The organism is Thermosporothrix hazakensis (genome assembly GCF_003253565.1).
GTDB classification, from domain to species: Bacteria; Chloroflexota; Ktedonobacteria; order Ktedonobacterales; family Ktedonobacteraceae; genus Thermosporothrix; species Thermosporothrix hazakensis.
In genome coordinates, this window is record NZ_QKUF01000017.1 from 83297 (window position 1) to 108264 (window position 24968).

The 24968-nt window shown below is 53.9% G+C and carries 21 protein-coding genes; 9 read left to right on the forward strand and 12 right to left on the reverse strand.

The genetic code is table 11. The annotated features are described in order from the left end of the window. Nucleotides 1-81: 81 nt before the first annotated feature. The 3 genes from EI42_RS20515 to EI42_RS20525 all read left to right on the forward strand — a co-directional run bounded on the left by EI42_RS20515 (nt 82) and on the right by EI42_RS20525 (nt 3679). Nucleotides 82-591: a hypothetical protein gene (locus tag EI42_RS20515; protein ID WP_111324507.1), complete on the forward strand. Its 510-nt coding sequence runs from the start codon at nt 82-84 to the stop codon at nt 589-591. 169 nt (nt 592-760) lie between these two features. Then, on the forward strand, nt 761-3148 hold the full coding sequence (locus tag EI42_RS20520; protein ID WP_111324508.1) for an ATP-dependent helicase: 2388 nt from the start codon (nt 761-763) through the stop codon (nt 3146-3148). A 192-nt stretch (nt 3149-3340) separates the two neighbouring features. Continuing rightward, nucleotides 3341-3679 (forward strand): hypothetical protein, encoded by a 339-nt coding sequence (locus EI42_RS20525; protein ID WP_111324509.1) that lies wholly within the window; start codon nt 3341-3343, stop codon nt 3677-3679. A gap of 56 nt (nt 3680-3735) precedes the next feature. On the opposite strand, the gene EI42_RS20530 is transcribed toward EI42_RS20525, so the two are convergent. Then, nucleotides 3736-7218, reverse strand: a complete 3483-nt coding sequence (locus EI42_RS20530) for an ATP-binding protein (protein ID WP_170142783.1) — start codon at nt 7216-7218, stop codon at nt 3736-3738. Nucleotides 7219-7538: 320 nt separating this feature from the next. Between EI42_RS20530 and EI42_RS20535 the strand changes: the two genes are divergently transcribed. The 3 genes from EI42_RS20535 (at nt 7539) to EI42_RS20545 (ending at nt 12294) form a co-directional block, all read left to right on the forward strand. After that, nucleotides 7539-8318 carry a hypothetical protein gene (locus EI42_RS20535; RefSeq protein WP_111324511.1) on the forward strand — a complete coding sequence of 260 codons (780 nt, stop codon included), beginning with the start codon at nt 7539-7541 and terminating at the stop codon, nt 8316-8318. A 335-nt stretch (nt 8319-8653) separates the two neighbouring features. Further along, nucleotides 8654-10708 (forward strand): protein kinase domain-containing protein, encoded by a 2055-nt coding sequence (locus tag EI42_RS20540; RefSeq protein WP_111324512.1) that lies wholly within the window; start codon nt 8654-8656, stop codon nt 10706-10708. 26 nt (nt 10709-10734) lie between these two features. Next, nucleotides 10735-12294: a hypothetical protein gene (locus EI42_RS20545; RefSeq protein ID WP_111324513.1), complete on the forward strand. Its 1560-nt coding sequence runs from the start codon at nt 10735-10737 to the stop codon at nt 12292-12294. Here EI42_RS20545 and EI42_RS20550 read toward each other — a convergent pair. From EI42_RS20550 to EI42_RS20580, 7 genes are all read right to left on the reverse strand, one after another. Continuing rightward, entirely contained in the window at nt 12291-12707 is a 417-nt protein-coding gene (locus EI42_RS20550; RefSeq protein WP_111324514.1) for a hypothetical protein, read from the reverse strand. The two genes, EI42_RS20545 and EI42_RS20550, sit on opposite strands and share 4 nt — an antisense overlap. 161 nt (nt 12708-12868) lie before the next feature. Further along, nucleotides 12869-13666: a hypothetical protein gene (locus EI42_RS20555; protein WP_111324515.1), complete on the reverse strand. Its 798-nt coding sequence runs from the start codon at nt 13664-13666 to the stop codon at nt 12869-12871. Between the two features lie 4 nt (nt 13667-13670). Continuing rightward, the gene (locus EI42_RS20560; RefSeq protein ID WP_111324516.1) at nt 13671-13976 is read right to left on the reverse strand and encodes a 4Fe-4S dicluster domain-containing protein; all 306 of its coding nucleotides are present in this window, start codon (nt 13974-13976) and stop codon (nt 13671-13673) included. 2 nt (nt 13977-13978) lie between these two features. Next, nucleotides 13979-15457, reverse strand: a complete 1479-nt coding sequence (locus tag EI42_RS20565; RefSeq protein ID WP_111324517.1) for an NAD(P)/FAD-dependent oxidoreductase — start codon at nt 15455-15457, stop codon at nt 13979-13981. A gap of 15 nt (nt 15458-15472) precedes the next feature. After that, nucleotides 15473-15805, reverse strand: coding sequence for a hypothetical protein (locus EI42_RS20570; protein WP_111324518.1), 333 nt, complete (start codon nt 15803-15805; stop codon nt 15473-15475). 194 nt (nt 15806-15999) lie between these two features. After that, nucleotides 16000-16677 carry a response regulator gene (locus tag EI42_RS20575; RefSeq protein WP_111324519.1) on the reverse strand — a complete coding sequence of 226 codons (678 nt, stop codon included), beginning with the start codon at nt 16675-16677 and terminating at the stop codon, nt 16000-16002. A 44-nt stretch (nt 16678-16721) separates the two neighbouring features. Then, a complete protein-coding gene (locus tag EI42_RS20580; RefSeq protein WP_170142784.1) occupies nt 16722-17924 on the reverse strand; it encodes a GAF domain-containing sensor histidine kinase in 1203 nt (400 codons plus the stop codon). 166 nt (nt 17925-18090) lie between these two features. On the opposite strand from EI42_RS20580, the gene EI42_RS20585 reads away from it, so the two are divergent. Then, nucleotides 18091-18843: an SIR2 family NAD-dependent protein deacylase gene (locus EI42_RS20585; RefSeq protein ID WP_111324521.1), complete on the forward strand. Its 753-nt coding sequence runs from the start codon at nt 18091-18093 to the stop codon at nt 18841-18843. 1 nt (nt 18844) lies between these two features. Here EI42_RS20585 and EI42_RS20590 read toward each other — a convergent pair whose 3' ends face one another. Then, nucleotides 18845-19675 (reverse strand): XdhC family protein, encoded by an 831-nt coding sequence (locus EI42_RS20590; protein ID WP_111324522.1) that lies wholly within the window; start codon nt 19673-19675, stop codon nt 18845-18847. 402 nt (nt 19676-20077) lie between these two features. On the opposite strand from EI42_RS20590, the gene EI42_RS20595 reads away from it, so the two are divergent. Both EI42_RS20595 and EI42_RS20600 read left to right on the forward strand, forming a co-directional pair. Next, nucleotides 20078-20752 (forward strand): hypothetical protein, encoded by a 675-nt coding sequence (locus EI42_RS20595; protein WP_111324523.1) that lies wholly within the window; start codon nt 20078-20080, stop codon nt 20750-20752. Between the two features lie 134 nt (nt 20753-20886). Further along, entirely contained in the window at nt 20887-21129 is a 243-nt protein-coding gene (locus tag EI42_RS20600) for a hypothetical protein (protein WP_211326278.1), read from the forward strand. 136 nt (nt 21130-21265) lie between these two features. Here EI42_RS20600 and EI42_RS20605 read toward each other — a convergent pair whose 3' ends face one another. From EI42_RS20605 to hisC, 3 genes are all read right to left on the reverse strand, one after another. Next, the gene (locus EI42_RS20605) at nt 21266-22141 is read right to left on the reverse strand and encodes an alpha/beta fold hydrolase (RefSeq protein WP_111324525.1); all 876 of its coding nucleotides are present in this window, start codon (nt 22139-22141) and stop codon (nt 21266-21268) included. A 196-nt stretch (nt 22142-22337) separates the two neighbouring features. After that, the gene (eno, locus tag EI42_RS20610) at nt 22338-23663 is read right to left on the reverse strand and encodes a phosphopyruvate hydratase (RefSeq protein ID WP_111324526.1); all 1326 of its coding nucleotides are present in this window, start codon (nt 23661-23663) and stop codon (nt 22338-22340) included. Nucleotides 23664-23859: 196 nt separating this feature from the next. Next, nucleotides 23860-24966, reverse strand: coding sequence for a histidinol-phosphate transaminase (hisC, locus tag EI42_RS20615; protein ID WP_111324527.1), 1107 nt, complete (start codon nt 24964-24966; stop codon nt 23860-23862). Nucleotides 24967-24968 lie beyond the last annotated feature (2 nt).

Here is a 24968-nt window from a genome sequence, read left to right on the forward strand (position 1 = left end):
TGTGACGATGAATGTATCATAACGGCATATATTTTCTGGTGCGAAAAAAGAAAGGATAGTACTGCGGCTGTGTCTGGACGTATGACAAAGGTGGGGGTGCTGGCTCTGATCGGATGCCTGTTTCTTGTGCTGTTCAGCGCCTGTAATGTTACTCAGGTGCCTACACATAAAATCTATGAATATGGCTCAATTGAGAGCTTGCCTAAAGACCGCCTGATCAAACAGAAAAATGCGTTTACCTATCGCCCGGGGGACGAGATAATGCTGACCTGGAAGCCTCAGGCAACGGGCGAGACGATGGATAAAGCGCCTCAGAAGGTCAGTATTGAGGCTGGCTTAATCGGGCCTTTTCCCTCGCTTGATGAGCTCAACAAGGCGGTGAGCTTTGATCGAAGCAGTATGACTGGTCCGGTGGCGACGACCATGACGCCTGTCCAAACCGATAACTGGACCGATACCGCCGTTTCGACAAAACTCAAGCTCCCCTCCTCGCTCAAGTCTGGCTATTATATGCTGGTTCAACGGATCCTGACCGCCGGCCGGGGCCCGAAAACGCCTATCCCGACTGGCAGTGTCATTTATGTTCCCTGAGCTCAGAAGGACGCTGGCCGGGACTGCTCCCGGCCTGAATGTCCTCCCTCTCGTCTGCTGAATCCCTTTCCGCTTCCATCTGTGATACAATAGCCTGGGTTTTATATGGTCGTCTCTCCCTTTTGAATTACAGGCAAAGCATATTTTTCTTCTTTCTCTATGGAGCGTGATGATGTTGGAACAAATTGATTTATTAGCCGGACTCAATCAGCCGCAGCGTCAAGCCGTTACCACAACTCAGGGGCCTGTGCTTATTCTGGCCGGGCCTGGCAGTGGAAAAACACGGGTCATCACGCATCGTATTGCTTATCTGGTTCAACATGAGAAGGTGTTACCGGGTCATATCCTCGCTGTGACCTTTACCAATAAGGCGGCCCGAGAAATGCGTGAGCGCCTGGAACGCCTGATAGGGATTAGCGCCGCAAAAGAAATGAGCATAGGTACCTTTCATGCTATCTGTGCACGGGTGTTGCGTGTTGAGGCCGATTATCTGCTTCCATTAGGGCTCAATCGTTCTTTTGTGATCCTGGATACCGACGATCAGGTCACGCTGGTCAAGCAGGCGATCAAAGAACTGAATCTCGATGAGAAACTGTATCGCCCGTCTGCGATCCACGGGATGATCTCCCGCGCAAAAAATGAGATGCAGGGCCCCGAGCAGATGGCGGAGCAGGCACGCAAGTATAGCGAAGAGGTCGCCGCTCGCGTGTACAAGGTATATCAGAAACTCTTGCGTCAGAGTAACGCTGTTGATTTTGATGACCTGTTGATGCTGACCGAGCAACTCTGGCGGCGCAATCCCGAGGTGCTGGAAAAGTATCAGCGTCACTGGTGCTACCTGCATGTTGACGAATTTCAGGATTGTAACCTGCCCCAGTATAAGCTTATCCGCTTGCTTGGTCTGGGCACGCCCGACAGGCAGAAGGGGGCGGGCAATGTCTGTGTGGTTGGCGATGATGACCAGATGATCTACACCTGGCGTGGGGCCAGCGCCGAGAATGTGCTTCGTTTTGAGCGCGATTTTCCGGCGACGAAGGTTATTCTGCTGGAACAGAACTATCGCTCCACACAATCGATTCTCGATGCCGCTCAGGGTGTTGTGCGACAGAACAGGCTCCGCAAAGAGAAACGCCTTTGGACTGCGAAGGGGGCGGGCGAGCAGGTTATCTTTTATGAGGCGTTTAACGATGAGATGGAAGGGCAGTTTGTCGCCCATGAGATTCAGCGCTTGCTGGCTCGCGGGGAGGTCAAACATCGCAGCGATATCGCGGTCATGTATCGTACGAACGCGCAATCGCGTGCTCTGGAAGAGCAATTCCTGCGCGCAAACATCCCTTACAAAGTGATAGGTAGCCGCAAGTTCTATGAGCGCAAAGAAATCAAGGATATGCTGGCGTACCTGCGTTTGCTGGCAAATCCCGATGACGATTTGAGCTTTGAACGCATTGTGAATGTGCCAAATCGCAAGGTTGGGCCCAAAACACTTGGCGAACTGAGAAAATGGGCAGGAACACAGCAATGCTCGCTTTTTGTGGCTATTCGCACGATTGATCAGTATCCTGGACTTGGGGCGGCGGCCAAAAACGCGTTAAAGGGCTTCGCAAAGTTGATCGAGGATCTGAGAGGTTCTATCGAGGATTTGCCGCTTCCCGACTTGCTGGAGCGCATTGCGGAGCGGAGCGGCTATGGTCATGAGCTTCGTGCAAACGCTGAAGAAGAACTGGACCGTTGGGGCAACGTGCTGGAATTAAAGCGGGTCGCAGAAGACTATGCGGAGATTGAGACGCCGGTTGCTATCGAGCTGTTCCTTGAAAATGTGGCGCTGGTTGGCGGAGCCGATACCGTGCAGACAGGCGATAACGGCACTTTGGTTTCCGAGGAGAACAGCGACTCTGTCACCTTGATTACGCTGCATGCTGCGAAAGGGCTTGAATACCCGGTTGTCTTTATTGTGGGTATGGATGAGGGTTCGTTACCGCATTCTCGTTCACTGCAATCTCCTGAGCAACTGGAAGAAGAGCGACGCCTTGCCTATGTTGGCTTTACGCGCGCAATGAGCAAGCTCTATCTGGTGCGAGCGAAACGGCGTTCTCTCTGGGGTGAGACCCAGTATACAGAGACCTCCCGGTTTGTCTATGATATTCCAGAACATCTGCTCAAGCAGATTGGGGTGGTAAGCCAGAATATCGGAAGCTCACGGATGACAAAGGCGCGTCAGGTCGAGTGGGACAATGAATATAATCAAGACCCGTTTGATGATCAGGATTTTGGCGCGGCAATCGGTAGCGGACGAAGAGCCACCACTACACCGAAATGGTCATCCACGACGCGACCCGGTCAGTTTTCAAGCACTCCTAAGCCTGTACGCCAGGAAGAGCGTACACCGAAGAGCCAGCAGTTTAAACCGGGGGAACGGGTGCGTCATGACAAATTCGGAGAGGGCATCATCCTCAAGAGCGAGATGGAGAGCGGAACGGAGTTTGTTGAGGTCCAGTTCCAGGGGAAAATAGGCAAGAAGCGCCTGAGTCTGGACTTCGCCCGTTTGCAAAAACTTTAAACCTGCAACGTGAAATTTGCTATAGCAGAAAAAGAGGGGAAGCGGAAGAGATCCTTCTGGCTTCCCTTTTTCTTTCGGCTGTGAATTGCTTCATAGATAGACATGGATAAAGACGGTATGGTAAGAGCAAGTATGGCCCCACAGCTTTTCTCTCTTAAGGGGAATACAAAGAGAGCTAAGGAGAAGGTATCTATGATTATCTGGCGTGGGTTTGGCGCACTTGTTGTTCTGGTCGTCCTTATTTGTGTAGGTGGGCTCCAGTGGCTTGCATCCACTATCGTAGGCCCCGAGGCAACCACTCAAATTCAGCGCTTTTTGATCCCGATCGGGCTGGTGATTGCCGCTGTTATTGTCTGGCCGCTCGGGCGTTTCTTTAACAAACCAACAACCACCTTTGATCCTCGGACCGGGCGGCAGGTGACGGTCTCTCGTGGTCACTCGCTCTTCTTCATCAATATGGAGTATTGGAGCCCGATTCTGCTGGTTCTGGCAGTTGTTTTCTTGATTGCAGGCTTTTTTGTGCGTATTTGACCCTCCTCCGGGGTGAACGGCTATCGCACCTCTCTGCGATAGCCGTTCTTCCAATGTCACGATTCCCTGAGCGAAAACTGCTTGAGAATACTTTTAGCCTGCTCAAGGTAGGTTCTCCCCTTCTTGCGATCACCTGGCTTGCGCCGCTTCAAGTAGTAATTCCCCAGAAGGTTGAGTGTGCTGGCATATTCGAGCGGATCTTTGATGCGCATCAGCAACTCAAGCGTCTGCTCAAAATGGCTTCGGGCGCTATCCAGATCTCCCAGGCGTTGCAGGATGCAGCCCTGAAGGCGCCGCGATAGGGCGGTAAGCTGGATATACCGCTGTTCGGTCAGAGGTTGTTGAAGTTGCTGTAACACCTGTCGTGCCTCCTCTAGTTCGCCCTCTTGATAGTGCACTGTGGCAAGCTGTAGCTGGAGGTGAGGCAGGATCATCGTTTTCAAATTCTGCTGCTGAATATATTCAAGGGTCTGTTGCAGAGTCCCACATGCCTCCTCATAATGGCCCTGACCACTCTCATACTGACTTTGACCCCAGAGCGTGAAAAGTTCCAGATCTATATCATGTCTGTGGCGAGCAATTGTCAGCGCTCGTTCGGCCTGTTCGCGTGCTGCATGCCAGTGTTCCCGCCGATTGGACAGAAAGAGCAGAGCAAGATGTATCCAGCCGCGCGCCCGCAGAGCTCCGGGGTGTTGTGCCTGTTTCAGGGCCGTATGGGCGACCTGCTCACTTTTTTTGTAGTAGCCGGTGTGAATAAGCGCCCAGATCATCGTGAAGGTGTGAACCGGCTCCCAGTACTCTTCCTGGGTGTCGCGGCAGAGCTGTAGCCCGCGTTGGGCATAGGAGAGCATGGCCTGCGGTGACCCGGTCAGGAAGCTATACCAGCTGCGTGACCAGAGGGTGAGAATGCTGACAAGTGGGTCGGGAAGGGTAAGACAATCCAGCATGTTTTCTGCCTGACGTAGCTGCTCAAAGGCCGTGGCGGTGTCGCCCTGCCGGATTGTAAGCATGCTCTGTAGTGCGAGGCTTCTGGTTCGTGCCTGCTCTGTTGCCTTCTCTGAGGAAAGTGGCTGAAGCGTTTGCAGCGCCTGTGCATCTTGTCGCAAACGGAAATGGAGCAGCGCCTGTTGAAAGATGATTGCCTCCTCTTTTTCCGGCTGCTTCAACGAGTGCCAGAGAGAACGTGCCTCTCCACAGGCCTGTAGCGCCCGTTCAATGTGCCCACCGGGAAGATATAGCTCACGTATAAGCTGGTCAAGGAGCGCCGCTTTTGTCTGGTAATCGTGTCCATCAAGCAGAGGGAGCGTGCGTTCAAGTATACAGGCTGCATCATCATAGGCATAGAGCGTTGTGCAGAGGGTGACAAGCTGGATGGAATAGGCCAGGGCGGAACGTGGTTCCTCTGCCTGCTGATAGTGATAGGTCAGCAGGTAGAGCATTTCCTGCGAATTCGTGCCGTGAAGTGCCTCGATAGCGTGAGCTATTTCCCGGTGCATCGCGCGCTTACTCCACGGGTTCAGAGACCAGTAGAGTGCCTCATGAATAGATGGATGCGTGAACGTAAACTCTTTTTTCTCTTCTCCTTGCTGGATCAGGTGAAGGCAGGCTGCCTGGCCCAGATGAAGCAGAATATCGTCCTGTGGAAGGTTACGCGCTTTACACAATGTTTCCAGATCGAATGTATAGCCCTGTACTGCTGCAAAGGCCAGCGTCTCCTGGCATGCAGTAGTGCACTGTGAGAGGCGTGCGCTGACCAATTCCTGCATGCTGCCTGGCAGGATCAGATGTTCCGCCGATCCTGTTAGCTGCCAGCGTCCGTCTTGTTGTTGCAACTTACCTGTATCTTGCAGGTAATGAAGCGTTTCTAGAGTCTGACAGGGGTTGCCGTCCGTGTATTTATAAAGCACATAAGCAAGGGAAAGCTGAATAGGGCTTTGCAAACGGCCTGAAAGCAGTTCCAGAGTATGCATCTCTCCCGGACGGCTCAGGCGAAGTTCAGGCGGAGGAGTGGTTTGCTCAAGCGGGATCCGCAGCTCTCGCAGCGGGTGTTCAACCCCCACCTCCTCAGCGCGATAGAGCACGAGAAAGAGGAGGGCAGGCGTTTGCGCGGCTCTGGCAACAAGCTGTGCGAGTAGCTGTAAGGTGCTTCGATCACTCCATTGGGCGTTATCCAGCACAATGATGACCGGTTCCTGATTGGCAAGCCGTGTCAGGCAGGCAGTGACGGCACGCAGGAGGAAGGCATGATCTATGTCGGGAATAGATTTCATCTGATCCCGGTAGGTCGGGAGTAAGCGATAGAAGACATCAGCATTCTTGCCATATTTTTTCCGAAGCTGACCGACGGTCAGGGGCTCAAGAATGGCGCTTAAATAGTCAATGAACGGCTTGTATGGCCGAAAGCTGGATGCCGGTGTGCAGGTGCTCCAGAAACAGCGAGCACTGTGTTCAGTGCTGGCCCACTGGCAGAATTGCCGTGCAAGATGGGTTTTGCCGCTACCTGCCTCACCGCGGATCAACACAAGGCGCTCCTGCTGGAAGAAGCATTGTAATTGCTCGAATTCCTCGCTGCGCCCGATCAGAGAATCTTCTTGTCCCCGGGTGTTTTCCAGCGCATGCTGCAACAGTGGCGGAAGGGCTGAGGAGAACGATTGAGCCTCCGGGAACTGGAACGGCGCGACATAGGGTGTTAGTGCATGCGTCAGTGGGCTGTTAAGGGGCTTCTGTTTATAGGTCTCGGCTGCCGGGATCGTCGGCGGCTCCGCAGGAGGCATTTTCTTGAGCGGGGGAAGAAAGAGAAACGGCTGTGTCTCTTTCGGGGGTGTCTCCTGCTGCCATTTCTGGACCTGTTGCATGGCATCGGTCCAGCGCTCCATGAGCGCATAGTGGCGTAGCAGCTCGTTGCGAATCCGCACATCAGCGGGATAGCGATCACGGAGGAGATGCAGATATTCAAAGGCTTTCCGGTGTTGATGGCAGGCGTCAGCGACCTCGCTGATATGTTCAAGCAGCCAGAGGTGGTAGCTCCGAAACTGGCTCCGGCGTGGCTGAAACCAGGGAATGACGCTCTCCTCAGGGAGATAGTCGCCCTGATAGAGGGCCAGGGCTTGCTCGAAGCGATTGAGCAGGCTCTGAATCTCTACAGGTGGCTGACTCGGATGCATGGTGTAATGAGCTTGCAGTTGCTGGACGCTCTGCTCAAATACGTCAGCATCGATAAAAAGGTTCTGGGTATGCAGTGTCAGGACATTGTGCTGAAAGGTCAGGGGAATCGAGCCCTGTTCGAGGGTCAGGGCGGCCTGTAACCGGGCCAGGGTTTCTTCAAAAGCCAGCAAGGCATACTCAAGGGGCTGAGACGACCAGAGCAGGTCAAGAATCTGATCCAGATGTAGGCGATGCTGGCGCGCGGTAAGCAGCAGCTTAAAGAGCTGGCGTACCTCTTGCTGGCTCCACGGCTCCCCGGTCAGGGGGCCATGCTGGGAGCGAAGTTCAAAACGACCGAAAGTGATGACGTGTAGTGTATGAGTATCTCTATCCATCCTCAACCTCCCCATGTGGGAAAAAGCGTGAATAAGTATATTTCATTATTGTACAGTAATAGAACGATGTCAATAGATACTGGAAGCTCAGGTACTGTCTGCGTTTCCCCTTTTTCCTATAGCTCTTGTGCTTTGCAAATCGATGAATGATAATGATACAGTATAATACGATACTGTGCAATGTGGCTCAGGATGAAAAAGCCATATTTGACAATGCAGCAGTTTTGATAGTATGATAGGGCTCAGTACAGTTTCCTTTCTGAACTGTTCTGTAGTTCTCATCGAGCGCTAGAAGTCAGTCTAGCCAGAAAGGAAGAGCTATGCCGCCAGCCGATGAGTTCTCGCAGTACCTGCGGCGCACGAAAGAGCTGAGGGATACACGCTCTCGCTCCCTTCATTCGCCTGAAGACGATCTGTATGAACGAAGAGGGGCTCGAACGGCGCGTCTCCCAATGGATGATGAGGAGTTCAATAATCCCCGTACACAGACCAGTTCCCTTCGCGCCGAAAGTCCCCGTGTTACCTCTGCAATTCCCGCCTCCAATCAGCGCCGGCAGACAGGTCGTGTGCAGACGGTCAAGCCGCCACGCCCGAAAACCGCTTCGGGACGCACCCCGGTAACACAGGCCGAGAAACGGAGCGGGATTCACTGGCTCTTGCCGCTTGGCCTGGGTATGCTTGCTATGCTTGCGATCTGGGTGACCGGTTCATGGGTGCTTGCCTGGGGAATCGGGGTCTATAATGACTTTCAATATGGGAATCCACGGACCTTTCAGACTGATGCCGCGGTCGGGCATGGAGACGATAGTGAGACCAAGAAGAGCCATTTCATCGCGATGAATCTGAACAGACAGGCGATTGTATTTGAGGTGATGGCCGGTGATCCTTCAAAATCGGTCAGCTATGTTGCTCCTGTCTATATTTCGGGTGAAGGCGGGGAGAAGGCCCCGGTGACCGTTGAGTTCCGCGATGTTAATAGCGATTCAAAGCCCGATATGATTGTTCATATTCATATGCCAAATCAAGAACAGCTCTCTGTCTTTATCAATGATGGCAAAAAATTCCGTCCGTCGAATAATAATGATAAAATTCGGCTTTGAACCTGTTCCAGCGGGCTCTTGTCTATCTCTACCCTCTTTTTTGCCATAAGCGCCAGTGCGCCTGCTATTATGAAGGTGCGAATTTGACGATTATAATAGGATGTGGTAACAAGAAATAGACCCTCCTGCTCTAGGATGGATCCTCTTGCGGCAGCGTGGCAGACGCTCTTTGATGTCGACGCCTCATCTGCGTTTTTCTGAGTATGTAATTACGGCTAAAGCATGTCTCAAGGGGTTGACGCTTTGAGCGCAATCAGCGACACTGTGTAGCAGAGCTTGCTGCAATGTGAACGCGCGAAAGTCGCTGAAGTATTCAGGATTCAGGAACGAGGACAATGGAACGGTGCCCTAATTGTGATTTGCCGCTTTGGCCCGGTCAGGATATCTGTGAAAACTGCGGCGCGGTAGTCTCGACAATTGTCACGACACCGCGACGTAATCCAGAGCCGCCCTCCGCAAAAATAACCATTACAACACCACCCCGGACACCCGAAACCGAGCCACCGCTGGTGATCGAGTGCCCGCGTTGTCATGCGCACTGTAAGCCGGGGGCAAAGTTCTGTAACCGCTGTGGGTATAATCTCCAGTACGCTGCCGCCACCGCAGATGGCGATCTACTGGCAACACAACATCTGAAGGTAGGCGCTCTCTTTCAGCGGCGCTATCGTATCCTGAAAGAGATTGGCTCTGGTGGCATGGGCGCGGTCTATCTGGCGGAAGATACTGTGTTGCGGCGACAGGTGGTGATCAAGGCCCTCTTGCGTGATGTTGACCCCGCTCAGGTCACACAGAGTATCCGTGAGCATGAATTCCTGGCCACCCTGAAGCAGGCCAATATTGTTTCAATCTACGATTTTGTGCCGGTGGGGAGCCAGGGCTATATTGTGATGGAATATGTGCAGGGCAAGACGCTTGACCAGATTATGGAGGAGCGCGGGCAGCCGTTCTCTGTCCCTGAGGCTATTGGCTATATTCTGGATATTTTGCCCGCGTTTAGCTATCTGGCCCGGCTGCATCTGGTCTATTGCGACTTTAAGCCGCAGAACGTGATGGTGGAAGAACTCAAGGATGGCTCGAAGATCGTCAAGCTGATCGATCTGGGCACCGTCATCAAGGAGGGGACCCAGACAAAGAATATCTATGGCACGCATGGTTTTTATGCTCAAGAAGCCATCAAAGCGCCATCCCCTCAGACAGACCTCTATTCTATTTGCCGGGTGCTGGCCTATCTGGTGAGCCAGATGAATCTGGCAAAGCCGTTTTTTGGCATGCCAGCAGCCGAAGAATACCCGGTCTTTCAAGAAAATCCTGCTCTGTATCGTTTACTGGTCAAAGGGACGCAGAAACAGCCAGAAAAACGCTTTCAGAGCGCCGAAGAACTGCGTGATCAGCTTGAGGGCGTCTTGCGGCAGGTGGTCGGTGGCAAGCCCGGTCTCCCGGTGACGTCTCGCTATTTTATCCCGGGGGCTGTCACGACGAATGGCCCACTGGGACCACGCGGCGAGGCCGCGCTAGATACCACGGACCCGGCGGTTGAGCTGTTACGCTATGGCGATCAGGCGCTGCGGCAGGGCAAATATGAGAGCGCGGTGGGCTTCTATCAGCAGGCGCTACAGAAAAACGTATCCAGCCTGGACGCTCGCTTACGTCTGGCCGAAGTGTTCATTGACCAGGGAGAATATCAGCAGGCGCAAGCCGAACTGACAGCCGCAGCACAGCTATCCTCACAGGCCTGGCAACTGAACTGGTATCGGGGACGGCTGTTTGAGGCGCAGAAGCACTATACTGAGGCTGCGACTGAGTATCGTGCTCTGTTAATAGATCTTCCCGGAGAACTGCCGCCACAACTGGCCTTAGCACGTGTGCTGGTGCAACTGGAGCAGGACGAAGAGGCAACGCAGCTATACGCGGCTGTGGTCAAGGCTGATCCGGGAAATACGGATGCAATTTTACAGAGCACCCGCCCGCTGTTCCGTTTGCAGCGCTGGCAGGAGGCGGCGAAACTGCTTAGCCGTATTAATGAGGCAACGGCCCACTATGTTGAGGCGCGTTTGCTCCTTGTCGATCTCTACTTGCGTCATATACAGCCCGTAACCGAGGAGAACGTACATAAGGCTGCGGATGTGATCGCTTCCCTGCAAGGCCGAACTGAGGATCCCCGCTATTATCTGGCGCAGGGAGAAGTCTTCAGGGCTGCTCTCCAACTGGCGCGCAAGCAGCCGTTAACGGCCCTTCCCGGGGTGGCTGATTGTCGTCCGAGAACGCTGAGGCAGGCCGCCGAAGCCGGTTACGCCCGCTATCTGCACCTGACGCGCCGCTTTGCCCATCCCGAAGAGCGCGAGACTATTGTGCGGCGCAAGCTTGAAGTGGCTCCCTGGCGAATCTGGTAAACAGAGGAAAGGAAAAGAATGACTCTATGGCTCAACAGCAGCAAGAGCTTGTAGCGCGACAGGAACAGGCCCTGCCTGCTCTGCAAACGGAACCTGAGCGCCCCCCTGCTTCGCGGGGTGTGTTCCCACGCTTTCGATTCTGGATGTTTCGCACGTTTCGCGGAAGATTGGTGATGCTGGCGTCAATTATTCTGCTGCTGTCGCTGTTTCTTTCCTTCTTCTCGCTTTTCTCCTTGCGTCGGCTCGCTGATAATATCGGGAGTATGGGGCAGAATAGCGTTCCGGGAACTGATGCCGCTCAGGCAATGGAGCGAGCGCTTTCTGAACTGGACGCCTATGCCGCGAGTTATCTCTTTACGCCAGTTGAGAAGAAAGAGCCGTGTACTGTTCCGGGAGCATCTGGCTCTCCGGGAACGATCAGCGTGCAGGAGTGTAACGAGCGCAACATTGATGCCTCTATCGCTCTCTTTAATCAGGAATTGATCAACGCTTCTCACCATCTGGTGTATCCCGGAGAGCGTGTTGCAATTGAGCGAATCACCACTGGCTTTGAGCAGTATACTGGTTACCTTGCTATTATGCGCCAGGAATATGCGCAGGCAGAGCAAAAAGGGAATCCCAATGATCCCCATATGCAAAAGGTCCAGCAGGCTTATCACTCCGCTGGTCAGGTGCTCTATCAGCAGATAGAAGGGCAATTGCCACAGGATGCAGGAAATGCACCGGCATGTACGGTCAGCGGGAAGCAGATGCCCGCGGCGCAATGGACCAAAGGCGGTATCACAACAGCCCTCGCCTGTTTGAGCTCGATCAACATTCAGGAATACAAGACCGCGGATCAGAATAGCCGGGGCGAGATGTACCCCTTTATGCTGGTGATCTGTACTCTGGCCGGGCTCCTGATTCTGTGCCTGCTCTTTGCCTCCATCTGGCTCTTATTTGTGACCCATCGCGTGCTACAGCCCGCTGTGAATGTTTCGTTGATCGGTACGGCGGTGTTGAGCGTTTTCCTGGGGCTCTTCCTGTTGCGTCTGGGAGGGGTCCTTGATGGCGACTATGATCGTATGACGCAGTTTGGCTACGCTCGTAAGCTGGATGCTATGCAGACACAGCTTCAGGCTGATTGGGCGCAGGCGGCAGAAATGAGGTGGCTGGCTGCATCGGCTTATAACGATCAGAAACAGGCGAAACACTGGTCAGATGTGTGGCAGCAGCATAGCAATGCCGTGCAGATATGGTTTCAAAACGATCGAACGCTTGTCTACTGGCCCGATGAGCAGAAGCCGGTCACGCAGGCAGACGAGCAATGGAAGCGCTATCTCTCTCTGCATAAGCAGTTGCAAACCGGCAACGCGCAACAGATTCACGATGCAGCGCTGAGCGCTCAAACCGATGCGGCGAAGGTCGTGCGTGACTTTGATCAGGCAACGAGCGCGTATGCCGCAGCAAATCACCATCGCTATGCTGAGACGTTTGCTGTGATAACACAAGGGTTGGAGCGCTTTATTCTCTTGAGCACTGTGCTGTTCCCGCTCTTCGGGCTGCTGGCGGCGGGTGGCATTCTCATACGTCTACGCGACCTTTAGGCGTTTCCATCTGGCTGAACGCGCCATCTCCGCCGGGAGGAATGGTGAAAGAGATCCTGATAGTGCTCCGAGACAATCTCGTGCGGGAAAATGCGGAGCAAGCTGACAACAAGCATGGCGAAGGTCAGCCAGTCAACGCCGGTATCCAGTGGCACGCCAAGCACAATCCCGATGATTGGTAAGAGAGTTCCCAGGGCAAATTCTCCCAATGGCAACGCCAGCAGGATGACTGCCAGCCCGACCACTGAGACCAGAAACGAGATCTTCCGCCCGGGATGAATGCGGGAATCGGTGAACAGCCGTTTTAAGAGCTTCCCTGTCTTGATCAGATGCAGGAAAATCTCGATGCGTTTGGGATAGGGATACTGGCTGATGTTCAGTCTCCTGTACGGTTGTTGCTGTTGTTGTTTCATCTTGCTGCGCTCCTCTTCTGCCCCGAAATGGTGGGGGTCTTTCCTGCATCATACGATAGAGACGAATACGTTTCGCTCTCCTTCTCTATTACGATTCTGTTGCCTCTGTCGTTGAATCGTTCCTTTCCACTCCCTTTTCTTTTTTTTCCGCGCGAATTCGGTTAGTGGGGTAACAAAAGGTGCAAGGCATAGAGGATATGCCAGATGGTCAGGCCGAGTGTCAGCAAGCCGAGAGCACTATGAAACAGCCGCCAGTACCGAATGACATAGCTATAGAAGAGTTCTTTGCGGTAGGCATGCTGAAAGGTATGGAGTTCAAGTAGTTGCGCCATTTTCGAGAGTGGGCGCGTGTCGGTATGGAGCGGCGTGTTAAGCGGGAGAGAGGCTAGATCCCAGGGAGCTTGCAGCGCTGGTTGATAGTCCTGGCCGGCCTGTCTGGAAGAGGTGGCGGCAAGCAGCTCCTGCTGTCGGTCTTCTCCCTGTGGGGTCAGTGTGGTTCGTGCCTCTTCTGCTATGAGCCTGGGCAGAATGCGATCAAGGAGGCGCCCGACCACGCCACTGAGAATCAAGGCAAGCAGGCTATAGAGTGCGTAGGTTCCTGAGCGAGCATTAAAATTTCCAGCACCGTGCAGGAAAAGCAAAAAGAGGGCAAGGAATCCGAAGGCCACATGTGAGTGAAGCGCTGCATTGAGCATGCCGGCAAATCTTCTCGCTGTCCGGCGCTGTATACTATAGCGGAAAAGCGCCAGCAGCATGCACACAGTGCCCGCGATTGCCAGCAGATAGCCTGCCGGACTATCGGGAGCCACATCATTTGTCAGTGAGCCCCAGAGCAGTGTGAGGAGGAGCGCTGTAGAGGCAAAGGCGAATGAGCGGAGAACGCTTCTCCGCAGTGGACGACTGAGCCGAAAGAAGAGTAATGGATAGCCATGTTCAGTGCGCGGTGGCCTCTGCATCATTCATTTACTCCTGAAGTAGCCGAATCTTGAGCCAGAGCATCATGGCATCTCGATGGAGCCCAACCGGGCAGGGAGGAACACAGGCCCCGCATTGATAACAGGAACGGGCAAAATGGGCAACTGATTCAGTAATGGGCCCGTGCACCGTTGCATGATTGAGCACGTCAATCGTAATCGGCTCGCTCAGAGCAGGACAGGCCAGCAAGCATTCATTGCAGCCGATGCAGGCATTGATTTCCTGTGCGATGTGGGAGACCGTCTTATGCAGCCCGGCAGGTGGCGGTGCGAACATTCTCAACAGCTTGCGCATACTTATGGCCTCTCTTTCTGCTCCAGATAGGACCAGAGCGTATGGTGGGAATACGCCGATGAACCAGCCGGAACCTTCGGAGAGGGCCCTGTTGGTGAGCTACCTGCCAGCAACGGGAGTTGTTCAGGCGTCAGAGCGAGCTTTCCGGTGATAGGAAGTCGCTGCCTCTCTGGTTGCGAGTTGATGAGCGGAAGCGCCTGTACAGGAGGAGCTTGGAGCCGGGCGAAATAGTGGTGCGCGTCCACGTCTCCCTTGAGCAGCGCTTTGAGTATCGGTCGAACCGAGTGACCCTCTTCAATCAGGCGTTTGATCGCCAGACTATCGGGCTGGATATGACCGAGCGAGAGATAGCCAATCAAGCGATCCTCAAAGAGTGCCAGACGGCGATAGCCTCCCTGACTCGCATCGGTTAGCGTCTCAATGCCGGGATATTGGAGATGCGGATTGCCCGCGATCAACAGCGAGAGCTCGCCCAGGTGGGTCGCATGCCAGGAAACCCCAAGGGGCGGGCGTGTGAGATCAGGACGGTCGGCCAGCATTGCCCCGGCAATTCGGCCCTGCTCTCCTGCCGCGTACCATTGGGCGCGTGGCGCGTAGCGATTGGTCTGCGGATCTCTGATTGCCGCGACGTCGCCTGCAGCGAAGATATTGGGCACGTTGGTCCGCAGAAGATCATCGACCAGAATACCATGCTGCCTGCACAGTGGCATGCTACAGCGCTCACTCAGCTCGATGGCGGGGCGTGAGCCGGTACAGACAAGCACCAGTTGGCAGGGAATCATCTTTCGCTGATTGGTGATGACACCAACCACAACGCCGATGCGGCCCACTATATCCACGACCTCGATTCCCTGGTGAATAATGGCCCCGGCTCGGTGCAGCGTTTCCCGGACAAGCGCTCCCCCCTGCGCATCAAGCTGGCGGCTTAGCGGATATTCTCCTCGAAGTAGCCAGTGTGTCCGAATGCCCCAGTACAGCAGCGTCATCACGGTTTCGACCGCATGCGCTCCTCCTCCAATTACGACGGCCTCCTGCACTGTGGGCAGCCGACGCCGCAGATCCAGGTAATCACGCAGGCGATGCAGGGTAAGCACGCCGTCAAAGTGCTGGCCTGGGAGCGTCTCTGGAAGTCCCTGCGGCACGCTTCCTGTGGCAAGAAGCAGCTTCCCATAGTGAAAGGGGCGGTTCCCGCTAAGCAGCAGATATTGGCTCTGGGCTTGAATCTCTTCCACTCTTGAGGTGATAACGTGAATGCGCTGCTGCCGCTCGATGCCGGCAGGATGGACAAGCAATTGCTCCCGTTCCAGCCGAGCACAGGCAAATTGCTTGAGAGCGGGCGTATGAATAGGGGGATGAAGCTGTGAGGTAATCACAACAATGCGCTTTTCCGGGGCAAGGCGACGAGCTTCGAGCGCTGCCGTGATACCCGCAATGCCGTTTCCGACAATTACAATTTCGGCTCTATCAAGGCGTCCGTTCATCGAAACTCCTCTCCGTTAATCGACATCAAGCGCGATCAAGGTCTTTCCCGGACCGATGATATAGTAGACATCAGTCGGCGCTTTCTCCTGTATGTGGCGTTGCATATGGCCGTAGGAGGCTTTACAGTGTTGTCTGCATTGGAATTGCAAAATCTGCCCCTCGCTGGTTTGAAAGTGAAAGTCGCGCTCATTGCCTGTCAGAAACAGAATGGTACCCTGTACATGGTGAGCATCGGTGCCGTGCGCAAGAGCAGGCCCAAGCCAATGAAGGGTCAAAATAGCGGCCAGTGAAAGCGTCCCGATGAGCAAGAACACGAAAAGAGCGGCTGCCAGACGAATGTTTCGCATCTTTTCCGATTCGCATCCTCTCAATGACAGAAACGAGCTACAAAGTGGCATCCTTTTCCCGTCAGTGATTCTACATGATAATGAGGCAATCTTCAGCTTTTCGTCGTTCTGGTTAGCCTGATTAGCTATCAATCAGGCTTCTAAAAAAGAAAAAGGCGAGTCTTGCTCGCCTGTTGAGGAGGATGAGAAACCAATCAGGATGGTTGATTATTACGCAGATTGATCAGGCCTCGCTGGGCCGCGATGGCAACCGCTTCGGTTCGGTTGGTTGCTCCAAGCTTGCTCATGATCGAACTGACATGAAATTTCGCTGTTCGCTCACTGATGACAAGCTGTGAGGCAATTTCCTTGTTGGGCATACCCTGTGCCAGAAGATGCAGGACTTCTAGTTCTCGTTCAGTGAGTTCCTCAATGGGAGGAATAGAATCATCGCCTCTGGCAACGGGCTTTGTCTGCTGTCCGATATGGCGCAAGAGCTTTGAGGCAACGACTGGCTGAAGGAGTGAGCCGCCTTCCATTGCCAGATGGATCGCTTTGAAGATCTCGTCGCGGGGTGAGCCTTTCAGAAGGTAGCCATCGGCTCCGGCCTGGATTGCGGCAATAATGCGTTCATCATTGTCGAAGGCAGTGAAGACCAGAATTTTGAAATTATGGGGTGCCTGTCGTAAGCGGCGAATGGTTTCTACGCCATCCATAACCGGCATTTCAAGATCAAGCAAGATAATATCGGGCCGCAGGTCCATCGCGGTTCTCAGGACCTCATCTCCACGGGAGCACTCCGCCACGACCTCAAGATCTTCCTGCGTTTCCAACACTGCCCGCAATCCTTCTCGTACAATCGGATGATCATCTGCCAGCACTATGCGCACCATTCTCTTCGAGCCTTTCTTTCGCTTGTTGTTGACCGTCTGTTGATCTAGTAAGGGACGATGATTTCGACGCGAGTTCCATTCTGTGGTTCGCTCTGAATACAGATTGTACCACTCAAGAGCCGGGTTCGCTCACTCATGCCTTTGAGGCCAAAGTGACCATCTTCTGGAATGGCTGTGGGATCGAAACCCTGACCGTTATCCTCAATTGTCAGATATACCTGATGCTCGCTGGCTTCCAGGTGGATATCAACCCGTGTGGCGTGCGCATGCTGCTGTGCGTTGGTCAGCGCCTCCTGGGCGATTCGATAGAGTCCTGCTTCGACGCGGGCGGGAAGTGCCGGGAAGTCGGGATCAGGAATGATCGTAAAATGGATTGCGGTTTTCTCTCCATCGTCACTGGTCTCCTGGGCCAGCATCTTGAGCGCTTCGGGGAGGGTCTTTTCCTGCAAGGGGGCGGCTCGCAGATCCATAACCGAGTTTCGTGCTTCTTCCAGATTGCGGCGCGCCATGCGCAGCGCCCGTTGGATGGCCTCGCGGGCCTTGTCTGGCCGACTTTCAACCAGCACATCCGCTGTCTCTAGCTGAAGTGAGATCGCGGTAAGGCCCTGGGCCAGCGTATCGTGAATCTCGCGTGCCAGTCGGTTGCGCTCTTCGGTAGTTGCCAGCCTGGTCGCGGCTCTGGTATGTTCTGCGGAGAGGCGGGCCCGCTGAATGGCCAGCCCGACCTGATCGCCGATAATATGCAGGAGTTGCAGTTCTTCGGTGTGTAGCTCGCGCCAGTCCTCGCTTGCGACGTTGAGAATCCCGATACGGGTATCGCCTGCGTAGATGGGAACACTGGCGTGAAAACGGAGCCCGAGCGCGGTCGGATCGCTTTCGCGTTCGGCATTTTTTAACCGGCTGCAACGAAGGACGTTGATATTAGCGGCTCCGGTAAGATCTCCACTTAGAAAGGTGTCCAGACATTGGCAGGAACCTTCCATCCGTTTCGGGTGTTTTCCCAGATAGGGTGGAAGTGCCTGTGAGGCGGCCAGATATGGTTTTCCTTCTTCATTGAGAAGCCACACCCAGCTTGTGCGCAGGCCAAAGAGCTCTGTCACTCGCACGAGCACTTCCTGTAGCGCTTTTTGTACATCTACAATGTGATTGAGATAGCTGGCGATTTCATAAAGTATTGCGAGATCACGATTGCGATGGAGAAGCGGCGATGTAATTGCGTTTGTATGATTTGATGTTTCTTTGTCCATAACCTTTCCCCTTCCTCCCGGTACTGCCTGCCCTGTATTTTCCTTTTTGCAGTATATCATATCCCGGTTCGGAGCCAACCTTTGCTGTTCGGTTGCGATATGGTTTGACAGGTAGGGCTATGTAGCCTATTCTTGAAGCAACAAGAAGAACAGCGAGGTGAGTCTTATGTCTTCTGCTCTCGTTCCCTCGGGGCTGGTTGATGCCCTGCGAAAGGCACGGCGTGTCGCTATTTTAACCGGTGCCGGCATCTCAGCAGAGAGTGGTATTCCCACCTTTCGTGACGCGTTGACCGGTCTGTGGGCCCGCTTTAACCCTGAAGAACTGGCAACGCCCGAGGCCTTTCAGCGTGATCCAAAGCTGGTCTGGGAATGGTATGCGCACCGACGGGAGCTGGTTGAGCGGGTGGAGCCGAATGCCGCTCATCGTGCGTTGGTGACGATGGAACAGCATGTCCCAAAGCTAACGCTGATTACGCAGAATGTAGATGGCCTGCATCAACGTGCAGGAAGCCAGAACGTGCTGGAACTGCATGGAAACCTTGCCCGGGTTCGCTGCTTCCATGAAAACACGGTGATCCCTTCCTGGGAGGACACGGGAGAGGTGCCGCCCCGTTGCCCTGACTGTGGTGGTCCATTGCGTCCGGATGTTGTCTGGTTCGGTGAAAACCTGCCCGCCGACGCCTTTGAAAAGGCAGTAGAAGCCGCTGCACAGTGTGATCTCTTTTTCTCCATTGGTACGTCTGGCGTGGTTGAGCCTGCCGCGTCCTTGACTCGTCTTGCCCGGCAGATGGGGGCAACGGTTGCGCTGATCAATCTGGATGTTGAACCTCGTGATGTGCCTCCGCTCTATCAGATTCATGGAAAGGCAGGGACCATATTACCCGAACTGGTTCAGCGGGCCTGGCCCGAACGAACCTGATTCAGACCAGCGCCTCTTCTTCAAGCAGGCGGTGAATCGTTTTGAGCTGTGCCCCGGTTCCCTTGCGGCGCAACATCACCATTTCGGCGGCAATACTGAGCGCGATTTCGTCCGGGGTTTCGGCTCCCAGATCCAGCCCAATAGGGGCGTGGACGGCTGCCAGTCGTTCGCGAGAGACCCCTTCATTGAGTAAATCCTTGAAGATATGTTTGACCTTGCTCGGGCTACCGATCATGCCGATATAGCTTGCTCTGGTCTCTAGAGCGGCTCTCAGCGCGTCTTTATCCAGATGGTGGCCCCGAGTGACAATGACAATCCAACTGGAGGTATCCTGTGCCAGTGTACGGATGGTCTCCGGGATATCGCCAAAGGTTAATTGTACCTGTTCTCCAAAGTTTTTAGGGTCAGCCAGATCACGGCGATCATCGACCACAACAATATGGAACCCGAGCGAGATTGCCTGACGAGCAAGCGCCTGCGCGACATATCCGGCTCCGGCGATAATCAAGCGCGGCTGTGGCTGAAGCACCTCGAAAAAGATCTCCAGTGTTGCCCCGCAACTCCCGACGGCCTCACCCTGATCGGCGTCAAGGTGTACATGCTGGAGAAATGTACGCTCCTCTCGCATCGCTTCTAGTGCGAGCTGAACAACCTTCTGATCTGTGATGGGACCGGCAAGCGTTCCTTCTGTAGATCCGTCTGCCCGGATCACCATTTTGCTACCAACTGTACAGGGAGTCGCGCCGCTTGTTTTTACCACGGTTGCTACTGCAACGCGTTCACCCTGACGTAAGACCTCCTGAATGGCCTCGTAAATAGGTAAAGCATTCATGAAACCTGTCTCCCCGTTTTTTATTGCTCAAAGACTGAATATTGCACCTATGATTATATGATAAAACGCTGCTGCCTGAAAAATATATTCCCGGCAACAATAGCATGGGCATCTCTCCTGGAGGTGGAAAGGGAGATTCCACCTTTGTCTGTGCTGAAAAGAATAGCTACATGACAAGCGCTATAGAACACATTGTCTAGCAGCCATTAGAGATGGCGGCGCGTTTGACGAAAAGATCAAAAGTGTTCTATATTATGTAGAACATCTATTCTAAGGGGTACAGGCGGGAGCAAAGAACCGCAGCAACCGGTCAGACAGTCCGCAGATAAGCTTGTACTGACGTAACTTCGTATGTTTCTCTGCTATGACAACGAAGAGAATGACAGAGGAGAGCAAGAGCGAATGAGTAACAATACCTTTAATCCACGAGAACATCTGATAACGATTAAAAACAGGCAAGGAGCAACCGAGTATTTGCCTGTCCAGTGGCGGCTTGTCTGGTTCCGTTCGGAATGTCCGGAAGGAAGTATTGAGACCGAACTGCTGCAACTGGATCTGGAACGAGAGACGGAAGAAGAGGCTTTTGTCTGGAACGCTGAAAAACGGCGCAGTGAAAAAGTAGTCAAAACGGCAAAGGGATTGGCCGTCTTTCGGGCGACCGTCAAAGATGGCAAAGGTGGAAGCGCGACCGCAACGAAGATGGAGAAAGCGGCTTCATTCCCGGATTTCCTTGAGAAGGCCGAAACTGGAGCAATCGGACGAGCGCTAGCGGCGCTTGGCTATGGCACACAGTTTGCCCCGGAACTCGATGAGGAACACCGCATTGTTGATAGCCCGGTCGGCGGTCAGGGAGGTGCTGCCCCGTCCCGCAATGGGGCAACAGGCGTCATGAGCGCCGAGGCCGCGGCTGACGCCCAGGTAACTGAGCGACAGATTGCCAATATCAGGAAACTCTGTCAGCATCTTGGCAAAGAAGAGCCCCAGAATATCACATCTCTCAGCTTTCTGGGCGCCAAGAAAATGATCGAAGATCTGACCAACGAGTACAAAGAGCGCAAACAGAACAAGGCCTCGTAATATCGATTGGGGCTGTTTTCCGGAATACATCATCTGGAACAGCCTGCTTGAAAGAGGTAGATCGCATGTTGGTGAACGTAGTGGGAGGCGAAACCCGACGCGGTTTCATAGTGCAGCGGGAAAGCAATTTTACAATGACATCTGAAGAGGTAGAGTGTGCTGAAAAGCGCATGAAACAACGATGGTATGATCTGGTAACAGCAGAGCAGCAAGGGGCATCTCTCCAGACGCTGGATCGGATGTTTAACGCCTATATGCTGGCTGTTGAAGAGTACAACCACTGTGCTGAACGCTATCTTGTTGAACAGGCGGCTGCGCAGCACCCCGAGACCGGATCAACTGTCCAGAAGAGAAAACGTCGTAGGAAAGCCTCGTAGAAAGCATCGCCAACGTAAGGCGTGAAGGTACTCGCAGCGCTATTTTGGCATAAGAGAAGCGGTGAGTACCTTCACTGTGTTTGCGGGGTCCCACACCTCAAAGCGAAAGTTGTCCCCTTATCGTTCTTCCACAGTATCAGGCCTGTACAAAATCGACAATAGCTTTCGCCACAGCAGCCGGTGCGTCGAAAAGGACCAGATGGCCCGCATTTGGCACGACGACCAGTTTGGAGGTCTCGATCTCCCGATTGAGACGCTGTGCATATTTCAGCGGGATCTGCTCGTCTTTCTCGCCCCAGATCAGCAGGGTAGGCTTTTTGGCAACTGCCAGATCGGTTGAGACCGAATTGACATAGTGAGGGAGAAGCAGGCGAATATGCTGATAGAGCACCTCTTTCCCGAGCTCGCTGTTCCACGGCTCAACATATTGATCCAGCACGTTGGCGAAATCCTGGCTCTTGAATGCTGCCTGTGGCAGGGTCTCGCGCAGATCGCGAATCATATCTTCGAGGCTGGTCTGCTTGGGAGCGTCGAAGTCCTGACGCTTCTCCATCTCGGGCAGAGGCCAATCTTTGGCAAAGGCTTGTAGGTAGCAGATGCTATCGATCAGCACCAGCGCCGCGGTCTGCTCGCGATAGAGGCGGGTTGCCAGAATCTGAGCGACGCCACCGCCGAGGCCGTGACCAACCAGGATGATATTGTTCAGCTTGAGATCCTTGAACAGCAGAGCGAGCGCATCGGCATGGCCCCAGACGGAGGTATCGGCGGGCCAGGGATGATCGGACTCGCCATAGCCAAGCATATCGAATGCGTAGACAGCACGGTTCAGGCCGGCCAGTTGAGGCATCACGGCTTCCCAGGTGAAGGCGCCTGCCGGAATATCATGGAGCAGGACAATTGCCCCGTCTGGTCCATGTTCGGCGCCCTGGACAATATAGCTGAGTTTATAATGTATGGTAGGTGCCTTCCGTCGTTCTTGCGAGACGGAGGTCTTGGATGATTTCGTTGACATACGTCCTCACTTTACAGGGTTCTTTCACGGATAAGCAAAGTAGATAAATCTCTGATGAGAGCGGGTAGCGATAATGCGCTACTCTGTTCCCTTCTGAATTGTAAAGCGTAGCTGGCCATTTTCGCAAATAGGGATATCCCACTCCGAGGGCGGGCCCGGGGGTGGGATATCGGTTGTCTATGACCCGGGATAGGCCTTATGCTCTGGCATAGAGGGCCGGAACATTGTAGAAGGCGCTAAAGCCTGCGTAGTGGGCTGCATCTCCACCCAGTTCGTCCTCGATAACCAGCAGGCGGTTATATTTTGCCACACGCTCGCTGCGGGAGGGTGCCCCGGTCTTGATTTGCCCGGCATTGGTTGCAACCACAAGGTCAGCGATAGTGGTATCTTCGGTCTCACCCGAGCGATGCGAGATGATCGCACTGAAGGAGGCCCGTTTCGCCATCTCGATTGCTTCCATTGTCTCGCTCAGAGAACCGATCTGGTTTAGCTTGATCAAGATAGAGTTAGCGGACTGCTCGACAATACCGCGCTTGAGGCGCTCGGTGTTGGTCACAAACAGATCGTCACCTACAAGCTGTACCCGGCTGCCCAGACGCTTGCAAAGCTGGGACCAGCCTTCCCAGTCGTCTTCGGCAAGACCATCTTCAATGGTGATAATCGGATACTCGCTTGTCCATTTATCGTAGAGGTCGACCATTTCAGAGGCGCTGAGCGTGCGACCCTCGCGGGCAAGCACATACTTCCCATTGTCGTAAAGCTCGGTTGCTGCGACGTCCAGACCGAGGAAGATATCCTGACCTGGCTTGTATCCGGCTGTCTCAATTGCCGCAACCAGCACTTCCAGTGCCTCCCGGTTGGAGGAGAGGGAAGGAGCAAAGCCACCTTCATCACCGACGTTGGTATTAAGTTTCTTGCTATGGAGAACTTTCTTGAGGCCCTGATAGACTTCTGCTCCCATGCGCAGCGCCTCGCGGAACGAAGAAGCGCCAACCGGGAGGATCATATATTCCTGCATATCGGTGGAATTATCCGCGTGCTTTCCGCCGTTCAAAATATTGAGCATGGGTACGGGCAAGGTGCAGGCGGAAACACCGCCGAGGTAGCGATAGAGCGGCTGATTGTATGCCTGTGCCGCTGCTTTGGCAAGTGCCAGTGAGACGCCGAGAATGGCGTTCGCGCCGAGTTTCGCTTTATTGGGTGTACCGTCCAGACCGATCAGCACTTCATCGAGCATAACCTGATCGGTTGCATCAAAGCCAGCAATCTCTTCAGCGATCACTTTATTGACGTTTTCAACGGCCTTGAGAACACCCTTGCCACCGTAGCGGCTCTTGTCGCCGTCGCGTAGCTCGACTGCTTCATGTGCTCCGGTTGAAGCTCCGGAAGGAACCGCCGCTACTCCCCGCGCTCCTCCCTTCAGGGTGACTTCAACCTGAACCGTGGGATTGCCGCGCGAATCCAGGATCTCGCGGGCGATGACTTCCTTGATGGATGTCGAATCGTTTGTGTTGAGTGGCATAACCAAAAATCCTCCACAAAAATCTTATCTATGCACATGCGGAGCAAATTGTTTCTCTCTTTATAATAGCCCAGTCGCAGGGGATGTTGCATCCTTGCCTGGGCTATTGTACATCGGAGTGCCGGGTATGGGCAAGCAAGAGAAAGACCCTGGTGAAAGATTCACCAGGGTACTTATCGGGATGAATGGTATGTGATCACAGGCCTTGTAATGCCTGGTTGAGTTTCTCTGTATGCTCCGGTAAACCAACCGTAACCCGGAAGTAGTCTGCCAGATCGGGCTGTGATGAGAAGTAGCGGAGCAGAATGCCGTGCGACTCGACCGCGTTCCGTAGCTGTTTGATCGTCACCAGACTCTGGTCAACGAAGGTCAGAATATAGTTCCCTTGCGAGGGCAGCGGCTTTAAGAAGGGATAGCTGGCAAGAACCTCAAAAAGGTGAGCCCGCTCTTCTACAATGCGCTGCACATTTTGCAGGGTTGCATCGAGGTGTTTCAGCGTTTCGATGGCCGCGATATGCCCGGACATATTGACCTCAAATGGGCATTGCGCGCGGCGCATGTAGGACTGAATCCACTCGGGCACAAGGGCATAGCCAATGCGCAGCCCGGCCAGTCCCGCCCATTTGCTGAACGTGCGGGTGACAACCAGATTCTCATGTTCAGGAACCAGATGCGCGTAGCCATGAGGGAAATCTGAGAACTCCACATAGGCCTCATCGACCATAATGATGCGCCCGGTATCCAGCAGGGCAAAAAGATCCTCCTGACGGATCGGGTTACCCGTTGGATTGTTGGGAGAACAGAGAATGATTAATTTGGTCTGAGGCGTAATCGCTGCTTTAATCGCTTCGACATTCAGTGAGAAGTCAGGGTTACGTGGAACCTCGATAACATGAGCGCCACAGAAGGTTGTAACCGACTTATAGAGCGAGAACGTCGGAGGGCAGCAGATGATGTTGTCACCCGGGCTCAGGAAGAGGTGCCAGAGCAGGTTAATCAGTTCCATGCTCCCATGCTGTACGACGATATGACGCTTCTCTACTCCGGTGTACTGTTCGAGAGCCTGGCGAAGAGCCGCCGAGTCTGTGTCTGGATAGAGATTGAACTGCTTATAGTTCGCCAGTGCCGCAAGGACTTCCGGCACCGGTTCATAGGGACTCTCATTACTATTTAGTTTGATAATTTCTTGTATAGGAATATTTGTACGTGTGCTGAACGCTTCTAACGACTCGCCCGGTACATATTCGGCCAGGCGGTCCAGTTCTGGGCGCACGGATACAAGACGAGGGGAATATGTATACATCA